This window comes from Mesorhizobium sp. WSM4841 (genome assembly GCF_055811515.1).
Map to the genome: position 1 here is coordinate 242,438 of NZ_JBVVQC010000006.1, position 15,460 is coordinate 257,897.

At 61.5% G+C, this 15,460-nt stretch carries 15 protein-coding genes; 7 read left to right on the plus strand and 8 right to left on the minus strand.

The window, feature by feature from the left end; translation table 11 throughout:
• Positions 1-50: 50 nt before the first annotated feature.
• Complete coding sequence (gene greA, locus AC0L14_RS10080) at positions 51-524, plus strand: transcription elongation factor GreA (RefSeq protein ID WP_258118353.1); 474 nt, start codon at positions 51-53, stop codon at positions 522-524.
• Here greA and AC0L14_RS10085 read toward each other — a convergent pair.
• From AC0L14_RS10085 to AC0L14_RS10100, 4 genes are all read right to left on the minus strand, one after another.
• Positions 521-910 carry a type II toxin-antitoxin system death-on-curing family toxin gene (locus tag AC0L14_RS10085; RefSeq protein ID WP_473529377.1) on the minus strand — a complete coding sequence of 130 codons (390 nt, stop codon included), beginning with the start codon at positions 908-910 and terminating at the stop codon, positions 521-523. The two genes, greA and AC0L14_RS10085, sit on opposite strands and share 4 nt — an antisense overlap.
• The gene (locus AC0L14_RS10090) at positions 907-1,128 is read right to left on the minus strand and encodes an AbrB/MazE/SpoVT family DNA-binding domain-containing protein (RefSeq protein ID WP_095496758.1); all 222 of its coding nucleotides are present in this window, start codon (positions 1,126-1,128) and stop codon (positions 907-909) included. Before AC0L14_RS10090 ends, AC0L14_RS10085 begins: the two co-directional genes overlap by 4 nt.
• Positions 1,129-1,198: 70 nt before the next feature.
• Positions 1,199-3,322 carry a methylmalonyl-CoA mutase gene (gene scpA / locus AC0L14_RS10095; RefSeq protein WP_473749353.1) on the minus strand — a complete coding sequence of 708 codons (2,124 nt, stop codon included), beginning with the start codon at positions 3,320-3,322 and terminating at the stop codon, positions 1,199-1,201.
• Positions 3,319-4,761 (minus strand): methylmalonyl-CoA mutase subunit beta, encoded by a 1,443-nt coding sequence (locus AC0L14_RS10100; protein WP_473749354.1) that lies wholly within the window; start codon positions 4,759-4,761, stop codon positions 3,319-3,321. The genes scpA and AC0L14_RS10100 overlap by 4 nt, the downstream gene beginning before the upstream one ends.
• Positions 4,762-5,020: 259 nt before the next feature.
• Between AC0L14_RS10100 and AC0L14_RS10105 the strand changes: the two genes are divergently transcribed.
• Positions 5,021-6,568, plus strand: a complete 1,548-nt coding sequence (locus tag AC0L14_RS10105; RefSeq protein ID WP_473749355.1) for a helicase HerA-like C-terminal domain-containing protein — start codon at positions 5,021-5,023, stop codon at positions 6,566-6,568.
• 120 nt (positions 6,569-6,688) lie between these two features.
• Here the strand turns inward: AC0L14_RS10105 and AC0L14_RS10110 are convergent, their stop codons facing one another.
• Together AC0L14_RS10110 and AC0L14_RS10115 are read right to left on the minus strand one after the other, a co-directional pair.
• Positions 6,689-7,513, minus strand: coding sequence for a L,D-transpeptidase (locus AC0L14_RS10110; RefSeq protein WP_473529372.1), 825 nt, complete (start codon positions 7,511-7,513; stop codon positions 6,689-6,691).
• Positions 7,514-7,779: 266 nt separating this feature from the next.
• Complete coding sequence (locus AC0L14_RS10115; protein WP_473529394.1) at positions 7,780-8,442, minus strand: haloacid dehalogenase type II; 663 nt, start codon at positions 8,440-8,442, stop codon at positions 7,780-7,782.
• Between the two features lie 154 nt (positions 8,443-8,596).
• Here AC0L14_RS10115 and AC0L14_RS10120 point away from each other — a divergent pair, with 154 nt between their 5' ends.
• The 4 genes from AC0L14_RS10120 (at position 8,597) to AC0L14_RS10135 (ending at position 11,783) form a co-directional block, all read left to right on the plus strand.
• Positions 8,597-9,475, plus strand: coding sequence for a branched-chain amino acid aminotransferase (locus AC0L14_RS10120; RefSeq protein ID WP_473529371.1), 879 nt, complete (start codon positions 8,597-8,599; stop codon positions 9,473-9,475).
• A gap of 105 nt (positions 9,476-9,580) precedes the next feature.
• A complete protein-coding gene (locus AC0L14_RS10125; protein WP_029354634.1) occupies positions 9,581-10,177 on the plus strand; it encodes a superoxide dismutase in 597 nt (198 codons plus the stop codon).
• A gap of 205 nt (positions 10,178-10,382) precedes the next feature.
• Positions 10,383-10,823, plus strand: a complete 441-nt coding sequence (locus tag AC0L14_RS10130) for a c-type cytochrome (protein WP_473529370.1) — start codon at positions 10,383-10,385, stop codon at positions 10,821-10,823.
• Positions 10,824-10,832: 9 nt separating this feature from the next.
• The gene (locus tag AC0L14_RS10135) at positions 10,833-11,783 is read left to right on the plus strand and encodes a cytochrome c (RefSeq protein ID WP_473529369.1); all 951 of its coding nucleotides are present in this window, start codon (positions 10,833-10,835) and stop codon (positions 11,781-11,783) included.
• Positions 11,784-11,811: 28 nt separating this feature from the next.
• Here AC0L14_RS10135 and AC0L14_RS10140 read toward each other — a convergent pair whose 3' ends face one another.
• Both AC0L14_RS10140 and AC0L14_RS10145 read right to left on the minus strand, forming a co-directional pair.
• Positions 11,812-12,195, minus strand: coding sequence for an SET domain-containing protein (locus AC0L14_RS10140; protein WP_473529368.1), 384 nt, complete (start codon positions 12,193-12,195; stop codon positions 11,812-11,814).
• 180 nt (positions 12,196-12,375) lie between these two features.
• Entirely contained in the window at positions 12,376-14,508 is a 2,133-nt protein-coding gene (locus AC0L14_RS10145) for a S9 family peptidase (protein ID WP_473749356.1), read from the minus strand.
• A gap of 118 nt (positions 14,509-14,626) precedes the next feature.
• On the opposite strand from AC0L14_RS10145, the gene AC0L14_RS10150 reads away from it, so the two are divergent.
• On the plus strand, positions 14,627-14,923 hold the full coding sequence (locus tag AC0L14_RS10150) for a hypothetical protein (RefSeq protein ID WP_473749357.1): 297 nt from the start codon (positions 14,627-14,629) through the stop codon (positions 14,921-14,923).
• The last annotated feature ends 537 nt before the right edge of the window (positions 14,924-15,460 follow it).

Below are 15,460 nucleotides of genomic sequence, written 5' to 3' on the forward strand. Positions count from 1 at the left end.
TTTGCCGGCAATAGCTTGTGAAGTCGCCGCGCGAGGCATAAGCTCGACTAATGAGCAGAGCCTTCACGCGCGAAGAGGATAGCGAAAACGCCATCGCCGGCATCGGCGAGCGGCCGATCAGTCAGCATCGCAATCTGGTGACGCAACGCGGCCTGGCGCTGATCGACGCCGAACTGGCTGTCCTGCGCGATGATCTGGCCAGAGCGGAGAAGAGGGCCGACCGCGAGCGCATCGCGCTCATCTCGCGCGACCTGCGCTACTGGACCGCGCGGCGTGAAAGCGCCGAGCTTTCCGTGCCGGAACCGGGCAGCGACCTGGTTCGCTTCGGCATGGGTGTCACGCTGGAAGGCGATGACGGCAGGAAGGTGCACTGGAAGATCGTCGGCGAGGATGAGGCCGATCCGGCCAAGGGCACGATTTCCCATGTTTCACCGATGGCCCTGGCTTTGTTCGGCAAGAAGGTCGGCGAAATTGCCGTGGTGAACGGCAAGGAGTGGGAAATCGTCAAGCTCTCCGACAATTAGACCTCGATCTTGACGACATGGTCGCGGAAGAATGCCGCCGCCCCAGCCTCGTCGATCTCGCCGGCGGCGACGCCCATGACGAATTCATAGATCGTGCCGTTGTCGGCCGTCAGCGTATAGCCGTTGACAATTTGGAACGCGCCGGCGGCGACGATGGCCGTGCGCTTGTTGCCGTCGACAAAGGCGTGATTTCTGGCGATGCCGAAGATATAGGCCGCAGCCAGATCCTCGATCGATGGATCACCATAGTTTGCCTTGTTCTCGGCTCGGGCGAGCGCCGGTTCAAGAGCATTCTCGTCTCGCAAGCCCTGCGCGCCGCCATGCCGGCGCAGCTGCTCCGCGTGCATCGCTTCCACGGCGCGCCGGCTCAGGAATTGCCAGCTCATTCGGCGAGCTTTTGAAGCGCCACTTTGTATTTGTCCATCACCTCGCGGGCAGCTTTCATTTGCCGCTCGAAGCTATCGTCCACCGGCTTCAGCGCAAGGCCATCACCGGTTTCAACGATCTGAAGCTGGTCGCCAGCCTTCAGGTTCAGACGATCGAGAAGCTCCCTCGGCAGGATGACGCCTTCGGAATTGCCGATCTTGCGGATGGTCGTGTTCATGGCGCTGCACTCTTGTTGCGACACCAATTATAACGAAACCCGCCCCCGTTACAACATATATTATAACGGCTCATCCAGCCTGCAACAGCCGGTCCATCAGCCGGTCGGCGGCCTCGGGGATGACCGTGCCCGGCGGGAAGATCTCCGCGGCCCCCGCCTGCAGCACAGCACCGTAATCCTGCGGCGGGATAACGCCGCCGGCGACGATCAATATGCCATCGCGGCCGAGCTTCTTCAGCGCGTCCTTGAGTTCGGGAATGAGCGTCAAATGGCCCGCCGCCAGCGACGAGGCGCCGATGATATGCACGTCGTGCTCGACCGCGAGCCTGGCGATCTCGTCCGGCGTCTGGAACATCGGCCCAACGGTCACGTCGAAGCCGAGATCGGCAAAGGCCGTGGCGATGACCTTCTGGCCGCGATCGTGGCCGTCCTGCCCCATCTTAGCGACGAGAATGCGCGGCTTGCCGCCGGACTTCTCCTCGAACACCACGATCTTGTCCTGCAGCCGGTCGACCACCGGATTGTCGCCGAGCGCCTTGCGATAGACGCCGGAGATCGTCTGGACCGAAGCGACATGGCGGCCGAAGACCTTTTCCAGAGCCAGCGAAATCTCGCCGACCGTGGCGTTGGCGCGCGCGGCGCGAATGGCGAACTCCAGCAGATTTTCGCCGCTCTCCGCAGCGCGGCTCAGCGCACTCAGTGCGCTCTCGACGGCACCGACGTCGCGCGTGCCTTTCAGCCGTTGCAGTTTCGACAATTGACGGGCTCTGACTTCGGCGTTGTCGATCTTCAGCACGTCGACTTTGATGTCCGTCTCCGGACGATGGGCGTTGACGCCGACCAGTATCTGCTCGCCGGAATCGATCCGCGCCTGCGTGCGCGCGGCGGCCTCTTCGATGCGCAGCTTCGGTATGTTTTTTTCGATTGCGGCGGCCATCCCGCCCAGCCTTTCGACCTCTTCGATATGGGCAAGCGCGCGCGCCGCCAGGTCATGCGTCAGCCGTTCGAGATAGGCAGAGCCTCCCCATGGATCGATGATGCGGGTGGTACCGGATTCCTTTTGCAGGATGAGCTGCGTGTTGCGGGCGATACGAGCCGAATGGTCGGTCGGCAGCGCCATCGCCTCGTCGAAGGCGTTGGTGTGCAGCGATTGCGTATGACCCTGCGTCGCCGCCATCGCCTCGATCATGGTGCGGATGATGTTGTTGTAGGGGTCCTGCGCCGTCAGCGACCAGCCCGAAGTCTGACAATGGGTACGCAGCGACAGCGAGCGCTCGTCCTTCGGCAAGAAGTTCTTCAGCATCAGGTTCGACCACAAAAGGCGGGCTGCCCTTAGCTTGGCGACCTCCATGAAGAAGTTCATGCCGATCGCCCAGAAGAAGGAAAGGCGCGGCGCGAAACGGTCGATATCGAGACCCGCCGCGACACCGGCGCGGGCATATTCGATGCCGTCGGCGATCGTGTAGGCGAGCTCGAGGTCGGCGGTCGCACCTGCCTCTTGCATGTGATAGCCGGAGATCGAAATCGAATTGAACTTCGGCATGTGCTGCGACGTGTAGGAGAAGATGTCCGCCACAATCCGCATCGAAGGTTTTGGCGGATAGATGTAGGTGTTGCGCACCATGAACTCTTTCAGAATGTCGTTCTGAATGGTCCCGGCGAGGTCCTTCTGCGCAACGCCCTGTTCTTCCGCCGCCACGATGTAGAGCGCCATGATCGGCAGCACCGCGCCGTTCATGGTCATCGACACCGTCATCTCGTCAAGCGGGATGCCGTCGAAGAGCTGGCGCATGTCGAGGATGGAATCGATGGCGACGCCGGCCATGCCGACATCGCCGGCAACACGCGGATGATCGCTGTCGTAGCCGCGATGCGTGGCGAGGTCGAAAGCGACCGACAGTCCCTTCTGGCCGGCTGCAAGGTTGCGCCGATAAAAGGCATTCGACTCTTCCGCCGTCGAGAAGCCGGCATATTGCCGGATCGTCCACGGCTGCTGGACATACATGGTCGGGTAGGGGCCGCGCACGAATGGCGACAGGCCCGGATAGGTGTCGAGATGCGGTAACCCCTGGAGGTCGCCCTGGTTGTACAGATGCTTGATGGCCAGCCCTTCCGGGGTCATCCGCTGGCCCTTGACCTCGATCGGCGCCCGGCGCGGCGCCGACCAGCCGATCTGGCTGAAATCCGGGATCATGGCGCTGCTCCGATCGATTGATCGAGGCGGATCGGAAACAGCGGCTCGCACACCGCCACGCCCTCGGTGACGGCAGCCCGCCGCTCCGCCGCCAGCGTTTCGACCGGACGTTCGGTCTTCGACGGGTGAAGCGTCGTGCCGATGATGGCCCGATCGCCCGCCTGATAGGCAGCATTGCGGCGGGCGGCGGCCGCCTGAACCCGTTTCTGGATGTGTCCTTGCTGCAGGCTGGACAGCACGCCGCCTTCCGCCTCGATCCGCTGGAATTCTTCCCACGCCGCTTCGCAGAGTTCGGCGGTCAGCGCTTCAACTGCGCCCGAACCGCAAGCAGGGTCGGCCACATGATCGATATGGCTTTCGCTGGCCATGATCAGTTGCGTATTGCGGGCGACACGGCGGGCAAAGCCCGCCGGCAGGCCATGCGCGATCGTATGCGGCAGGATGGAGATCGAATCCGCCCCGCCGGCTGCCGCGGCAAAACCGGCGATCGCGGTACGCAGGATGTTCGTTTCCGGGTCCGCCGAAGTCATCATGCGGAAGGACGTCTCGGCATGGATGTTGGCGGTGGAGGCGGCGATCGAGCATGCCTCCTGAACGCGCGCCCACAGCCTGCGCAAAGCCCTGACCTTGGCCATCGACACGAATTGATCCTGGTCGACGCTCAGCGCAAAGCCGATATGGGGCGCCGCATAGACGAGCGGCTGGCGCGCCTCCTCGAACATCCGGAGATAAGAGACCGCCGAAGCCATCATGGCGCCCAGCTCCTGCGCTTCGGTGGCGCCGGCATTGTGGAAGACGCGTCCGTCTGCCTCCAGCAGAACCCCGGGCACGCCCATCGAGAAAAAATGTGCCAGGGACTGCGGCATCGATGCCTGCAGGGCCTCGATCGACATCCGCAACCGGCCGGTTCCGGCAAAAATCGCCGCTGGATCGATACCAAAGGAAAGGTTGAGCTTTGCCGGGTCCGACCGCCGCTTACTCAAGAACGCAACCAGCCAGTCGGCCACCGCGCGGCTCCAGGGATGCGCGTCGATGCGGACCTGGATATGGTTGAGCGGCACGCCGTCGAGCACGGTCTCCAGCGCCTCGGCAGTCCTCGGCAGGCCGTAGCCGAACGCATTCGGCGCGCCTTCGAAGACAAGCGACAATCCGGTGGCGCCCTGTGCGACGTCTTCCAGGGCCTGGGCTTTGGCGCGGCCGACATCGGGGTCGTCGATACGCTGGCTGACGATCCACGGCGATCTGGGATTTGCCCGCGCGAGAGGCTCTGCGGTGACCGAACGATCATAGAGCGGCTCGATGCGGACGCCATCGTCCGTATGGGATACGAGCTTTTCCTCGAAGGATCCGCCGGCCAAGGCTTTTTCCGCAAGGGCCAGCCACCGCTGCCGGTCAGGGTTCGGAAGTTCGGCATCGTGGTTCAAGGCACCGGCGCCCATCCGCTCTCCTCGTCTTCTCGGCCGATAGGCCTGGAACGTCAGTCTACGGTTCCCCGTCCCATATCACAATGCAACACGCGTCCTGCGACGGTGAACCGTCAACCGATTGCCAAACATGCGCAAAATCCGCAAGCTCCAAAAGCCCTATTTCGACCATGGCCATTGTCGCTGCGCAATGGCGTCATTATACCTGCGGCGAGCCCCGTTACTTTCAATAGACCAGGGCGTTCAACACTTCAGGTTTGCGGAGACCGGACACATGGCTGACGACACTAGTATTTTCATAGGAGCCAGCCGAAAGCTTGATGACAGCTACCAGCGCGCCGAAAATCTGCTGCTTCAGTATGGCAATCGTCACGGCCTGGTCACCGGTGCGACCGGTACTGGCAAGACCGTGACCTTGCAGATTCTGGCGGAAGGTTTCTCCAATGCCGGCGTGCCGGTCTTCTGCGCCGACATCAAGGGCGATCTGTCCGGTATCGCCATGATGGGCACGGCACAGGATTTTCTGGTCAAGCGCGCCGAGCAGGTCAAGCTCGATCCTTATGATTTCCAGGAATTTCCGGTCATCTTCTGGGATTTGTTCGGCGAGCAGGGCCATCCGATCCGCGCCACCGTCTCGGAAATGGGGCCACTGCTTCTGTCGCGCCTGATGAACCTGTCCGAGGCGCAGGAAGGCATCATGAACATCGCCTTCCGCATCGCCGACGAAGAGGGCCTGTTGCTGCTGGACCTGAAGGACCTGCAAGCGCTTCTTGCCAACATCGCCGAACGCGCCGAAGAAATCGGCGCTCGCTACGGCAATGTCACAAAACCCTCGGTCGGCGCGATCCAGCGCACGCTGCTGGTCCTGGAGCAGCAGGGAGCGACGAATTTCTTCGGCGAGCCGGCGTTGCGCATCGCCGACATCATGCGTACCACCCGCGACGGGCGCGGCGCCATCAGCGTGCTGGCTGCCGACAAGCTGATGATGAATCCCAGGCTCTATGCGACATTCCTGTTGTGGCTGATGTCGGAGTTGTTCGAGGAGCTTCCCGAAGTCGGCGACCCCGACAAGCCAAAGCTGGTCTTCTTCTTCGACGAGGCGCACCTTCTGTTCGATGACGCGCCGAAGGTGCTGATCGACCGGGTCGAACAGGTGGTCCGCCTGATCCGTTCGAAGGGCGTCGGCGTTTACTTCGTCACCCAGAATCCGCTGGATATCCCCGAAACGGTTCTAGCCCAGCTCGGCAACCGCGTGCAGCACGCCCTGCGCGCCTACACGCCACGGGAGCAGAAGGCCGTGAGGACCGCCGCCGAGACGTTCAGGCCCAATCCCGATTTCGACTGTGCAACCGTGATCACGCAGCTCGGCACCGGCGAGGCGCTGGTCTCGACGCTGGAAGCCAAAGGTGTTCCGTCCATGGTCCAGCGGACCCTGGTTCGCCCGCCGTCGTCGCGACTTGGGCCGATCACGCCTGACGAGCGCCGTATGCTGATCACCGAGAGCCCGGTCGCGGGACAGTACGATCAGACCGTCGATCGCGACTCGGCTTTCGAGATGCTGCAGAAAAAAGCCAAGGATGCGCTGGACGCGGAGGCGCAGCAGCAGGAGAGCGGCCGCTCACGCTGGACCATTCCAGGCTTCGGCAATGACGATCCCGCCCACCAGCCCACCGGCAGCAGGCGAGCACCGGCGCCGCGAGCGTCAAATCGCCAGACGGTGGCGGAGGCGGCGATCAAATCGGTCGTTCGTTCGGTCGGGTCATCCGTCGGACGGGCAATCGTGCGCGGCATCCTCGGAAGCCTGGCAAGGGGGCGGCGCTGAAAGCACCGCATCGGACCCAAAGTGGGCACCGGTTTTGCGAGAATCCGACTGCTCAGGGAAAAGCATCGGACCGGAAAGTTGCGGCGCCGAAAGTCCACCGCTCCAACGCTTTCGACCAGCTCAGAAAATCGAGTCAGAGATCGTTCTTGCCGGGCCGAGCAGGATCGATCCTTCCGGGACGCCCGCATCGATCGGAATGGCTTTGCGGTCTGCCGTGGCAACCAGCTCCTGACCGACACCGGCGGTAACGACCACCGGCGTCTTGTTGGGCACGCGGTTGTAGAGATCGATAATGTCCTGATTTATCAAGCGAACGCAGCCGGATGATACCGATTTGCCTATGGAGAACCACTCCGGCGAACCGTGCAGGCGGTAAAGCGTGTCCTCGTTGCCCTCGAACAGATACAGCGCCCGCGCGCCGAGCGGATTCGTCAGCCCGCCGGGCATGCCGCCATTCTCGGCGCTGTATTTTGCGAGCTCGGGCTGGCGGGCGATCATTTCGGCCGGCGGGGTCCATTTCGGCCACTTCTGCTTCCACTGGACGACGGCATCGCCAGACCATTCGAAACCGGCGCGACCCAGCCCGACGCCGTAACGAATGGCTTGTCCGCCCGGTCGCACGAGATAGAGGTGGTGGCCAGCCGTATCGACGACAATGGTGCCGGGCCGTTGGCCGGTCGGATCGGGAACGATCTGACGCAGAAATTGCTCGTCGATTTTCTCGAACGGTATGCCCGGGAGCTCGAACCCACCGTCGCTGACCGGAGCGTACATTGTTGCATAGTCCAGGAGCGGCGGCTCGACGTTGGCTGGCGGCGGCGGCTCGACCGGCTGCCCTCCCACCGTGGTGCAGGCGGAAACCGCAATCGAGGCGGCGCCGAGCGCAGCGGCGTTGAGAAAGCCGCGACGGCTCAGGCGATAGGACTCGATTTCGGTTGTGAACATGGTTGCCTTTAGGTCTCAAATCGAAACAAAACATCAATACGCCGATCAGTACGGCGCCAGCCCTACCAATGCCCGGCGCGATAGGCGGTTCCGATTCTGGCCTGAGGGTGGACAAACAAAGGCAAAGCTGTGACGGTTCCGCCGCTGTTGCGCCGGGGCAACAGGGCTACAGCGCGCGACGTCCATTTGGACGCGTAAGGACGCTGTAGCACTTTTACTTTGCGCATGGTCCCTTCCAGAAATCGATTCCGATTTTGGGTCATGCGTCAGCCTCCAGTCAGCAAGCCTTCGAGCGAGGGCAGGATTAGGGCCGGCGGAAAGTCATGGTATTCTTCGGGTTGGTTGGAGCGGTTGATCCAGACTGTCCGGAAACCAAATTTGGTGGCGCCGGCGACGTCCCAGCGGTTCGATGACTGAAACGACACCGCACCCGGATAGAGGCGCCAGCCTGTCGTGACCATGTCGTAGACCGACGGATCGGCCTTGAAGCGCTTGACGGCGTCGACGGAATAGATGTCGTCCAGAAACTGGTCGAGCGCGGCCGAGTTGACCGCCGCCTCCAGCATTTCAGGCGAGCCGTTCGAGAGTATCGCCAGCTTGGCGCCAGATGCTTTGAGCGCCTTGAGCACGACGGGCACCTCCGGATAGCAGTCCAGCCGCCAATAGGCGTCGAGCAGCTTGGCCCTGAGCCCCTTGTCCGCCGAGGGAACCTTGCGCAGCGCGAAATCGAGCGCCTGCTCGGTGAGTTGCCAGAAATCGGCGTAGGCGCCCATCAGCGTCCTGACCCAGGAATATTCCAGCTGCTTGGCGCGCCATATCTCCGACAGGAGCTGGCCATCCGGCCCGATCTGGTCGGCATGACGGCGCACGGCGGCATGGACATCGAACAGCGTGCCGTAAGCGTCGAAAACGTAAGCCGCGTGGTGCATGGTGACAGTTTTGCGGCGAGGCAAGGCAAGGCGCAAGCACAGATTGCAGTTCACATAGCGCTGGCCTCAACAAATCTCAGCGATGCCCGTTGACGGCAGACGCCAAAGCATCTTCCAATGGCGACACAGGACAGTCTGGAACGGAAACCAAGCGATGACACTGGCGACTGCGGCGCAATCCGCGACATGGACCTTCGTGGATGGCGACTGGTACGAAGGCAACGTCGCCATCCTGGGGCCGCGCAGCCATGCCATGTGGCTCGGCACCAGCGTGTTCGACGGTGCCCGCTGGTTCGAGGGCGTCGCCCCCGACCTCGACCGCCACGCCGCGAGGGTAAACGCTTCGGCGATCGCGCTTGGTCTCAAACCATCCATGAGCGCCGAAAAGATCGTCGGGCTGACCTGGGACGGGCTGAAGAAGTTCGACGGCAAGACGGCGGTCTACATAAGGCCGATGTACTGGGCCGAGCATGGTGGCTATATGGGCGTGCCGGCCGATCCGGCCTCGACCCGTTTCTGCCTTTGCCTCTATGAATCGCCGATGATCCCGCCGTCGGGCTTTTCGGTCAGCGTCTCGCCGTTCCGGCGTCCGACCATCGAAACCATGCCGACCAACGCCAAGGCCGGCTGCCTTTATCCCAACAACGGTCGTGCCATCCTCGAAGCCAAGATGCGCGGCTTCGACAATGCCCTGGTGCTCGACATGCTTGGCAATGTCGCCGAGACCGGAACCTCGAACATTTTCCTGGTCAAGGACGGCCATGTCCTGACGCCGGCGCCGAACGGCACATTCCTGTCCGGCATAACCCGCTCGCGGACGATGATGCTGCTTGACGAGTATGGGTTCAAGACCACCGAAAAGACGCTGTCGGTGCGCGATTTCCTCGAAGCGGACGAGATATTCTCGACCGGAAACCATTCAAAGGTCGTGCCGGTCACCCGCATCGAGGATCGCAATCTTCAGCCCGGGCCTGTAGCCAAGAAGGCGCGCGAACTCTACTGGGATTGGGCGCATTCGACTTCGGCCGGCTGACTGGCGAAAAAGCGAACCGGCGCTTCATTCCGGAGTTGCTCCATATTAATCCAGACCTATGTTAGTCCGGTATTGCACCGGATTTTTCCACGAGGAGTACGACCGATGGCTTTTGAACTGCCCGCCTTGCCCTATGACTACGAGGCTTTGCAGCCTTACATGTCGAAGGAGACGCTGGAGTATCACCACGACAAGCACCACAAGGCCTATGTCGACAACGGCAACAAGCTTGCTGCCGAAGCCGGGCTCGGCGATTTGTCGGTCGAAGAGGTTGTGAAACAGTCCTTCGGCAAGAACCCCGGGCTCTTCAACAATGCCGGCCAGCATTACAACCACATCCATTTCTGGAAGTGGATGAAGAAGGGCGGCGGCGGCAACAAGTTGCCGGGCGCGCTGCAAAAGGCGTTCGACAGTGACCTCGGCGGCTACGACAAGTTCAAGGCCGACTTCATCGCCGCCGGAACCACTCAGTTCGGTTCGGGCTGGGCCTGGGTTTCGGTCAAGGACGGTAAGCTGGCGATCTCGAAGACGCCGAACGGCGAGAACCCGCTGGTCCATGGCGCGACGCCGATCCTGGGCGTCGATGTCTGGGAGCACTCCTATTACATCGACTATCGCAACGCCCGGCCGAAATATCTCGAAGCCTTCGTCGACAGTCTTATCAACTGGGACCATGTCCTCGAGCTCTACGAAAAGGCATAGGCCTAACTGAGTTGCAGGAAAGCCCCGGCAAAACCGGGGCTTTCTTTTTGGCTCAAGGGATCGGCCGCCCCTTTTCCAGCACAGAACGATCGTCGCGAAAAATTTACACAAGCGTGAGGCGAATTTCCGGAATTTTTAAGCCAATTTTGCCGTTATCGATCAGTCGGACCTTCACCCGAAACATCTTCACCATGGAGCCAATTGAATGAGAAAGCTTATCCTCGCCATCTCGATGCTCGCCTTCGCCGGTTCGGCGGCATTCGCCGATCCGATCCAGGAGCGCCAGGCCCTGATGAAGGAACGTGGAAAGATCGCCGGCCAATTGTCGAAAGTGGTCAAGGGCGAGACCCCCTATGACGCCGCGGCCGTGCTGGTGGCGTTGAAGGCGCTGCAGGCGAACGCCGAGAAATTCCATGCAAACGTCGAGACCCTTTTCCCGGCTGGCAGCGAAACCGGCGACACCACCGCAGCCCCCAAGATCTGGGAGGATATGACCGGCTTCAAGGCGGTTGAGGAAAAATATCTCGCCGACGTCAAGGCGGCGGCGGCCGCCCCTGCCGACGTCGATGCCTTGAAGGCGGGGTTCAACACCATAGGCGGCGATTGTGGCACCTGCCACCAGACATACAGGATTAAGAAGGGCTGATAGCGGGCGATGCGCCGGCTGAAAAAACTCGTCGGCGCCGCCCTCGTACTGGGCGCCGCCGGCGCTGTCGCCGGCTGGTTCCAGTCGGCGCCGGTCAGGCTCGACACTGAGACCCTGGCGCAACTCGGCCCCGGCGATGCCGCCAGGGGCAAGCGCGTTTTTTATGCCGGAGGCTGCACATCATGTCATGCGAAGCCAGGCTCACAAGGCGATGCTCGCCTTCAACTGGCAGGCGGTCTCGAACTCAAGACGCCGTTCGGCACCTTCGTGCCACCGAACATCTCGCAGGATGCCAAGGACGGTATCGGCGCCTGGTCGGTCGAAGACCTCGCCAACGCCATGCTGAAGGGGGTGTCGCCGAGCGGCGAGCACTTCTATCCGGCGTTTCCCTATGCATCCTACGCGCGCATGACGCCGGCCGACATTGCCGACCTCCATGCCTTCCTGAAAACGCTTCCAGCGGTCGCCGGCAAGGCGCCGCCCAATTCGCTGGGATTCCCGTTCAACATCCGCCGCGGCATCGGGCTGTGGAAACGTCTCTATTTGAGTGACCAGCCGGTGGTTTCCTTCCCCGATGGCACGCCGGATCCGGTGATGGCCGGCCGCTACCTGGTCGAAGGGCCGGGCCATTGCGGCGAATGCCACACGCCGCGTGATTTTGCCGGCGGCACCAGGAAGAGCGAGTGGTTGGCCGGAGCCACTGCTGCCGAAGGCAGCGGCATCGTGCCGAACATTACTTCGGGTGAAGGCGGGCTCAGTGACTGGTCGGAGGCCGACATAGCCTACTTTCTCGAAACCGGCTTCACGCCGGATTTCGATTCCGTCGGTGGCGCCATGGTCGACGTGCAGAGAAACATGGCCGAACTGACGCCCGAGGACCGGGCGGCAATATCAGCCTATCTGAAGGCCATACCGCCGCATCCCAATGGCTATCCGGCGCGCAAGCAGCCTTCGAGCTGACGCGAAAACCGGACGGGATGGCGGCGCGTCAGCGGTCGCCGAGGAAATCGAAGCCGGCTTCGAAGAAATGATTGTAGTCGCAGGTCATCTCCTCGCCGGGCGCTATGTCACGCAACGCATATGTCTCCTCGGGTGTGGCGACGTCGCAATTCGGGTCATCGGCATGGTTCATGTAGCGCGCGTCGTCGGCTTCGAAAACGATGTAGTTCGGGTCGCGCCGGTCGGGGTAGGAATAGCGATCGAGATAGGCTTTAACCGACCCGGTTTCGCGCTCATAGACCTCGACGAGGATACGCCGGTCGTAATTGGGATCGAGCTTCCAGACCAGTGTGCCGCGTGGGATGTGGTTCTTGGCAAAGACACCGATGCCCTGGATGGGCGATTTGTCGAGATAGACGTCGACGAGCAACATGGCAGACCCTTGACTTGACTGGATGATTTTGGCGGCGCGGCTGCGAAAAGCCGCGCATTGGGTAGCGCGCGGCCATCGCAATTGCGAGCGGAAAATCAGCCAGGCCATGACCCGAAATCCGAATCGATTCCCCGTTGGGGATCGTGCGCAAGATCAAGCTCCTACAGCGCCCTTTGCGCGTCAAAAAGGGTGGGCCGGCGCGGTGGTGGAAAGGTCGGCCTTGCCCGCCACCTTCAGTGCAAACGCATATGTGAAGGCGATTTCCTCGAGCCTGGAAAACCGGCCGGATGCGCCGGCATGGCCGGAGTCCATGTTGATCTTGAACAGCACCGGATTGTCGCCGGTCTTGCGGTCGCGCAGCCGCGCTACCCATTTGGCCGGCTCCCAATAGGTGACACGCGGGTCGGTGAGACCGGCAAGCGCCAGGATCGGCGGGTAGTCGAGCGCCCCGACATTGTCATAGGGCGAGTAGGCGGCGACCGTCCGGTAGTCTTCCGCCGAAGCGATCGGGTTGCCCCATTCAGGCCATTCCGGCGGCGTCAGCGGCAAGGTCGCGTCGAGCATGGTGGTCAGCACGTCGACGAACGGAACCTCGGCGACGATGCCGCCGAAGCATTCCGGCGCTATGTTGGCGATCGCGCCCATCAGCATGCCGCCGGCCGAGCCGCCCTGTGCGACAATGCGGTCATGAGCCGTGTAGCGCTCGGCGACGAGGTGGTGTGCGACCGCGATGAAATCGGTGAACGTGTTCATCTTGTGCGCCCGCTTGCCGTCATCGTACCAGCCATAGCCCTTGTCCTTGCCGCCGCGGACATGGGCAATCGCGTAGACGAATCCGCGGTCGACCAGCGAAAACAAATTGGTGTTGAAGGCGGCCGGGACCGTGATGCCGTAGGAGCCGTAGCCGTAAAGCAGGCAAGGCGCTGATCCGTCGAGCGGCGTGTCGCGATGGTGGATGAGCGAGATAGGCACCAGTTCGCCGTCGGCTGCGGGCGCCATCAGCCGCCGCGTTGCGTAATGCTCCGGGTCGTGACCGGACGGAACTTCCTGGATCTTCAGCAGCACGCGCTCGCGGGTGCGCATGTTGTAATCGAAGACCTGCGCCGGCGTTGTCATGGACGAGTAGGAAAAGCGCATGATTTCGGTGTCGTATTCATAGGATCCCGACAGGCCGAGCGAGAAGGCTTCCTCGTCGAAGGAGATGAGGTGTTCCTCGCCGCTCTTGCGGTCACGCACGACGATGCGCGGCAGGCCTTCCTTGCGTTCAAGCCTGACCATATGGTCCTTGAAGCCGATCACCGAAAGGATCAGCCGGCCGGCTTCGTGCGGCACCAACTCCTGCCAGTTGGCGCGCACTGGGTCGCTCGCCGGCGCCGTCATGATCTTGAAATCCTTGGCGCCGTCGGCGTTGGTGAGAATGAAGAATATATCGCCGCCTTCTTCGAGATCGTATTGCAGGCCGGTCTCGCGCGGCGAAACCAGCTTCGGTTCGGCGAATGGCTCGCTGGCGCTCATGATGCGGTATTCCGAGGTCTCGTGGTCGTTGATGCCGACCATGATCCATTCGTTGGAGCGCGTGCCGCCGACATTCATGAAGAAGCCCGGATCGGTTTCTTCGTAGATCAGCCGGTCGTTCTCAGGACTGTCGCCAAGGGCATGGAACAGCACCTTGGAAGGACGGTGGTTGGGATCGAGGCGGGTGTAGAAAAATCCGTCATTTCCGGCATCCCACACGCCGCCGCCGCCCGTGTCCGGGATCCTGTCCGGCAACTCCTTGCCGCTGGCAACATCGCGCACACGAAGCGTGAAGAACTCGGAGCCCTTGTCGTCGAATGCCCACAGGAGCTTGCCGTGATCGGCCGAATGGTCGACGCCACCGAGGCGGAAATAGGCCTTGCCCTCGGCCTCGATGTCGCCGTCGAGCAGGATCTGCTGGTCGCCGCCATCGCGCGGCGTGCGGAAATAACGCGGCTGCTCGCCGCCAAGCTTGAAGGATGACCCATAGGCGTACGACCCATCCTTCATCGGCACGGAAGAATCGTCTTCCTTGATGCGGCCCTTCATCTCCTTGAAAAGCTGCTTCCGCAACTGGGCGGTGTCGGCCATCAACGCCGCCTGATAGGCGTTCTCGGCTTCGAGATGGGCGCGGATCTGGCCGTCGAGCAGCGACGGATCTCTGAACATCTCTTGCCAGTTGTCGGCTCTCAGCCAGGCATAGTCGTCCGTCCGGGATACTCCATGATGCAGATCGAAGACCGGTCGCTTCTCGGGTTGTGGCGGGCTGACAGTTGGAAATGCTGGGGTTTGGGTCATTGCGTCTCGCTGTGGAAGTTACTTGAATGGAGAATGAACACGCCGATCAGCGCGGGTTCAAGAGCCGGAATGTATGTTTGCGTCGGGCTCCAGAAGATGAGCCGGAGGAGAGGGAAAAATGAAATTCCGTTTTCACGTTGCTGCGGCTTTCGCCGTCGCTTCGACAGTTTTGGCCTTTACCGGCCAATCTCATGCAACCGTGTTCGCAGCTTGGCAAGTCACCAACGTTCCGTTTGGCGACACGCTCAACGTGCGCAAATATCCGGCGGGGTCATCCCAGAAGCAGGCCGCCTATCCCAACGGTGCCGTTTTGCAGATGACCGGGAAATGCACAGGCGGCATAAACCTGCTCGACATCGCCAAGCAGCCGCACTACAGCGCCGCGCGTCCTCTGGACGCGCAAAGGACGCTGTAGCACCTTTGAATCTGCGCATGATCCCGAAAATCGATTCCGATTTTCGGGGTCATGCGCTTGGAAGCAGGAACAGAAGATCCGCTATCGCTGGTGCGAAGTCTGGCATGATCCGGCACAGAACGGCAATTTTGTAACCGGCTGGGTCTACGGAAAATACATCACCCCACATTGATAGATCGCTGCCGGTGCGCGGTGCTGATTTCCGGCTAGCTTGCAAAAAGCAAATCGCAACCTATGGTTTTGTGGACTCTGAAAACAACCGGCTAGCCTGCGCCACAACCAAGCATAGCCAAGCATTGAGATTTTTTTTACTGGCTCTCATGGATGTAACGGCAGCTCGACCGGGCGTCCGCCGCTGCTGGTCTGCCCAGAAAATATCGCAAAGTTACAGAGTGCACGAAAGGTTGAAGCTGATCGTCGAATATTTTATTGCCATCGATGAATACAGCGCAAGAAGCGAATTGACTTACTTGGTTTAGTGGCTCATTAGGATGCTGCGACGCGAATCGCGGAGGCTCTTTCCTGCAAAAATTTCGC

Bases quoted from the DNA above. Each gene is read 5' to 3' on its own strand.
- greA (WP_258118353.1), top strand. From the start codon at position 51: ATGAGCAGAGCCTTCACGCGCGAAGAGGATAGCGAAAACGCCATCGCC.
- AC0L14_RS10085 (WP_473529377.1), bottom strand. From the start codon at position 910: ATGAGCTGGCAATTCCTGAGCCGGCGCGCCGTGGAAGCGATGCACGCG.
- AC0L14_RS10090 (WP_095496758.1), bottom strand. From the start codon at position 1,128: ATGAACACGACCATCCGCAAGATCGGCAATTCCGAAGGCGTCATCCTG.
- scpA (WP_473749353.1), bottom strand. From the start codon at position 3,322: ATGATCCCGGATTTCAGCCAGATCGGCTGGTCGGCGCCGCGCCGGGCG.
- AC0L14_RS10100 (WP_473749354.1), bottom strand. From the start codon at position 4,761: ATGGGCGCCGGTGCCTTGAACCACGATGCCGAACTTCCGAACCCTGAC.
- AC0L14_RS10105 (WP_473749355.1), top strand. From the start codon at position 5,021: ATGGCTGACGACACTAGTATTTTCATAGGAGCCAGCCGAAAGCTTGAT.
- AC0L14_RS10110 (WP_473529372.1), bottom strand. From the start codon at position 7,513: ATGTTCACAACCGAAATCGAGTCCTATCGCCTGAGCCGTCGCGGCTTT.
- AC0L14_RS10115 (WP_473529394.1), bottom strand. From the start codon at position 8,442: ATGCACCACGCGGCTTACGTTTTCGACGCTTACGGCACGCTGTTCGAT.
- AC0L14_RS10120 (WP_473529371.1), top strand. From the start codon at position 8,597: ATGACACTGGCGACTGCGGCGCAATCCGCGACATGGACCTTCGTGGAT.
- AC0L14_RS10125 (WP_029354634.1), top strand. From the start codon at position 9,581: ATGGCTTTTGAACTGCCCGCCTTGCCCTATGACTACGAGGCTTTGCAG.
- AC0L14_RS10130 (WP_473529370.1), top strand. From the start codon at position 10,383: ATGAGAAAGCTTATCCTCGCCATCTCGATGCTCGCCTTCGCCGGTTCG.
- AC0L14_RS10135 (WP_473529369.1), top strand. From the start codon at position 10,833: ATGCGCCGGCTGAAAAAACTCGTCGGCGCCGCCCTCGTACTGGGCGCC.
- AC0L14_RS10140 (WP_473529368.1), bottom strand. From the start codon at position 12,195: ATGTTGCTCGTCGACGTCTATCTCGACAAATCGCCCATCCAGGGCATC.
- AC0L14_RS10145 (WP_473749356.1), bottom strand. From the start codon at position 14,508: ATGACCCAAACCCCAGCATTTCCAACTGTCAGCCCGCCACAACCCGAG.
- AC0L14_RS10150 (WP_473749357.1), top strand. From the start codon at position 14,627: ATGAAATTCCGTTTTCACGTTGCTGCGGCTTTCGCCGTCGCTTCGACA.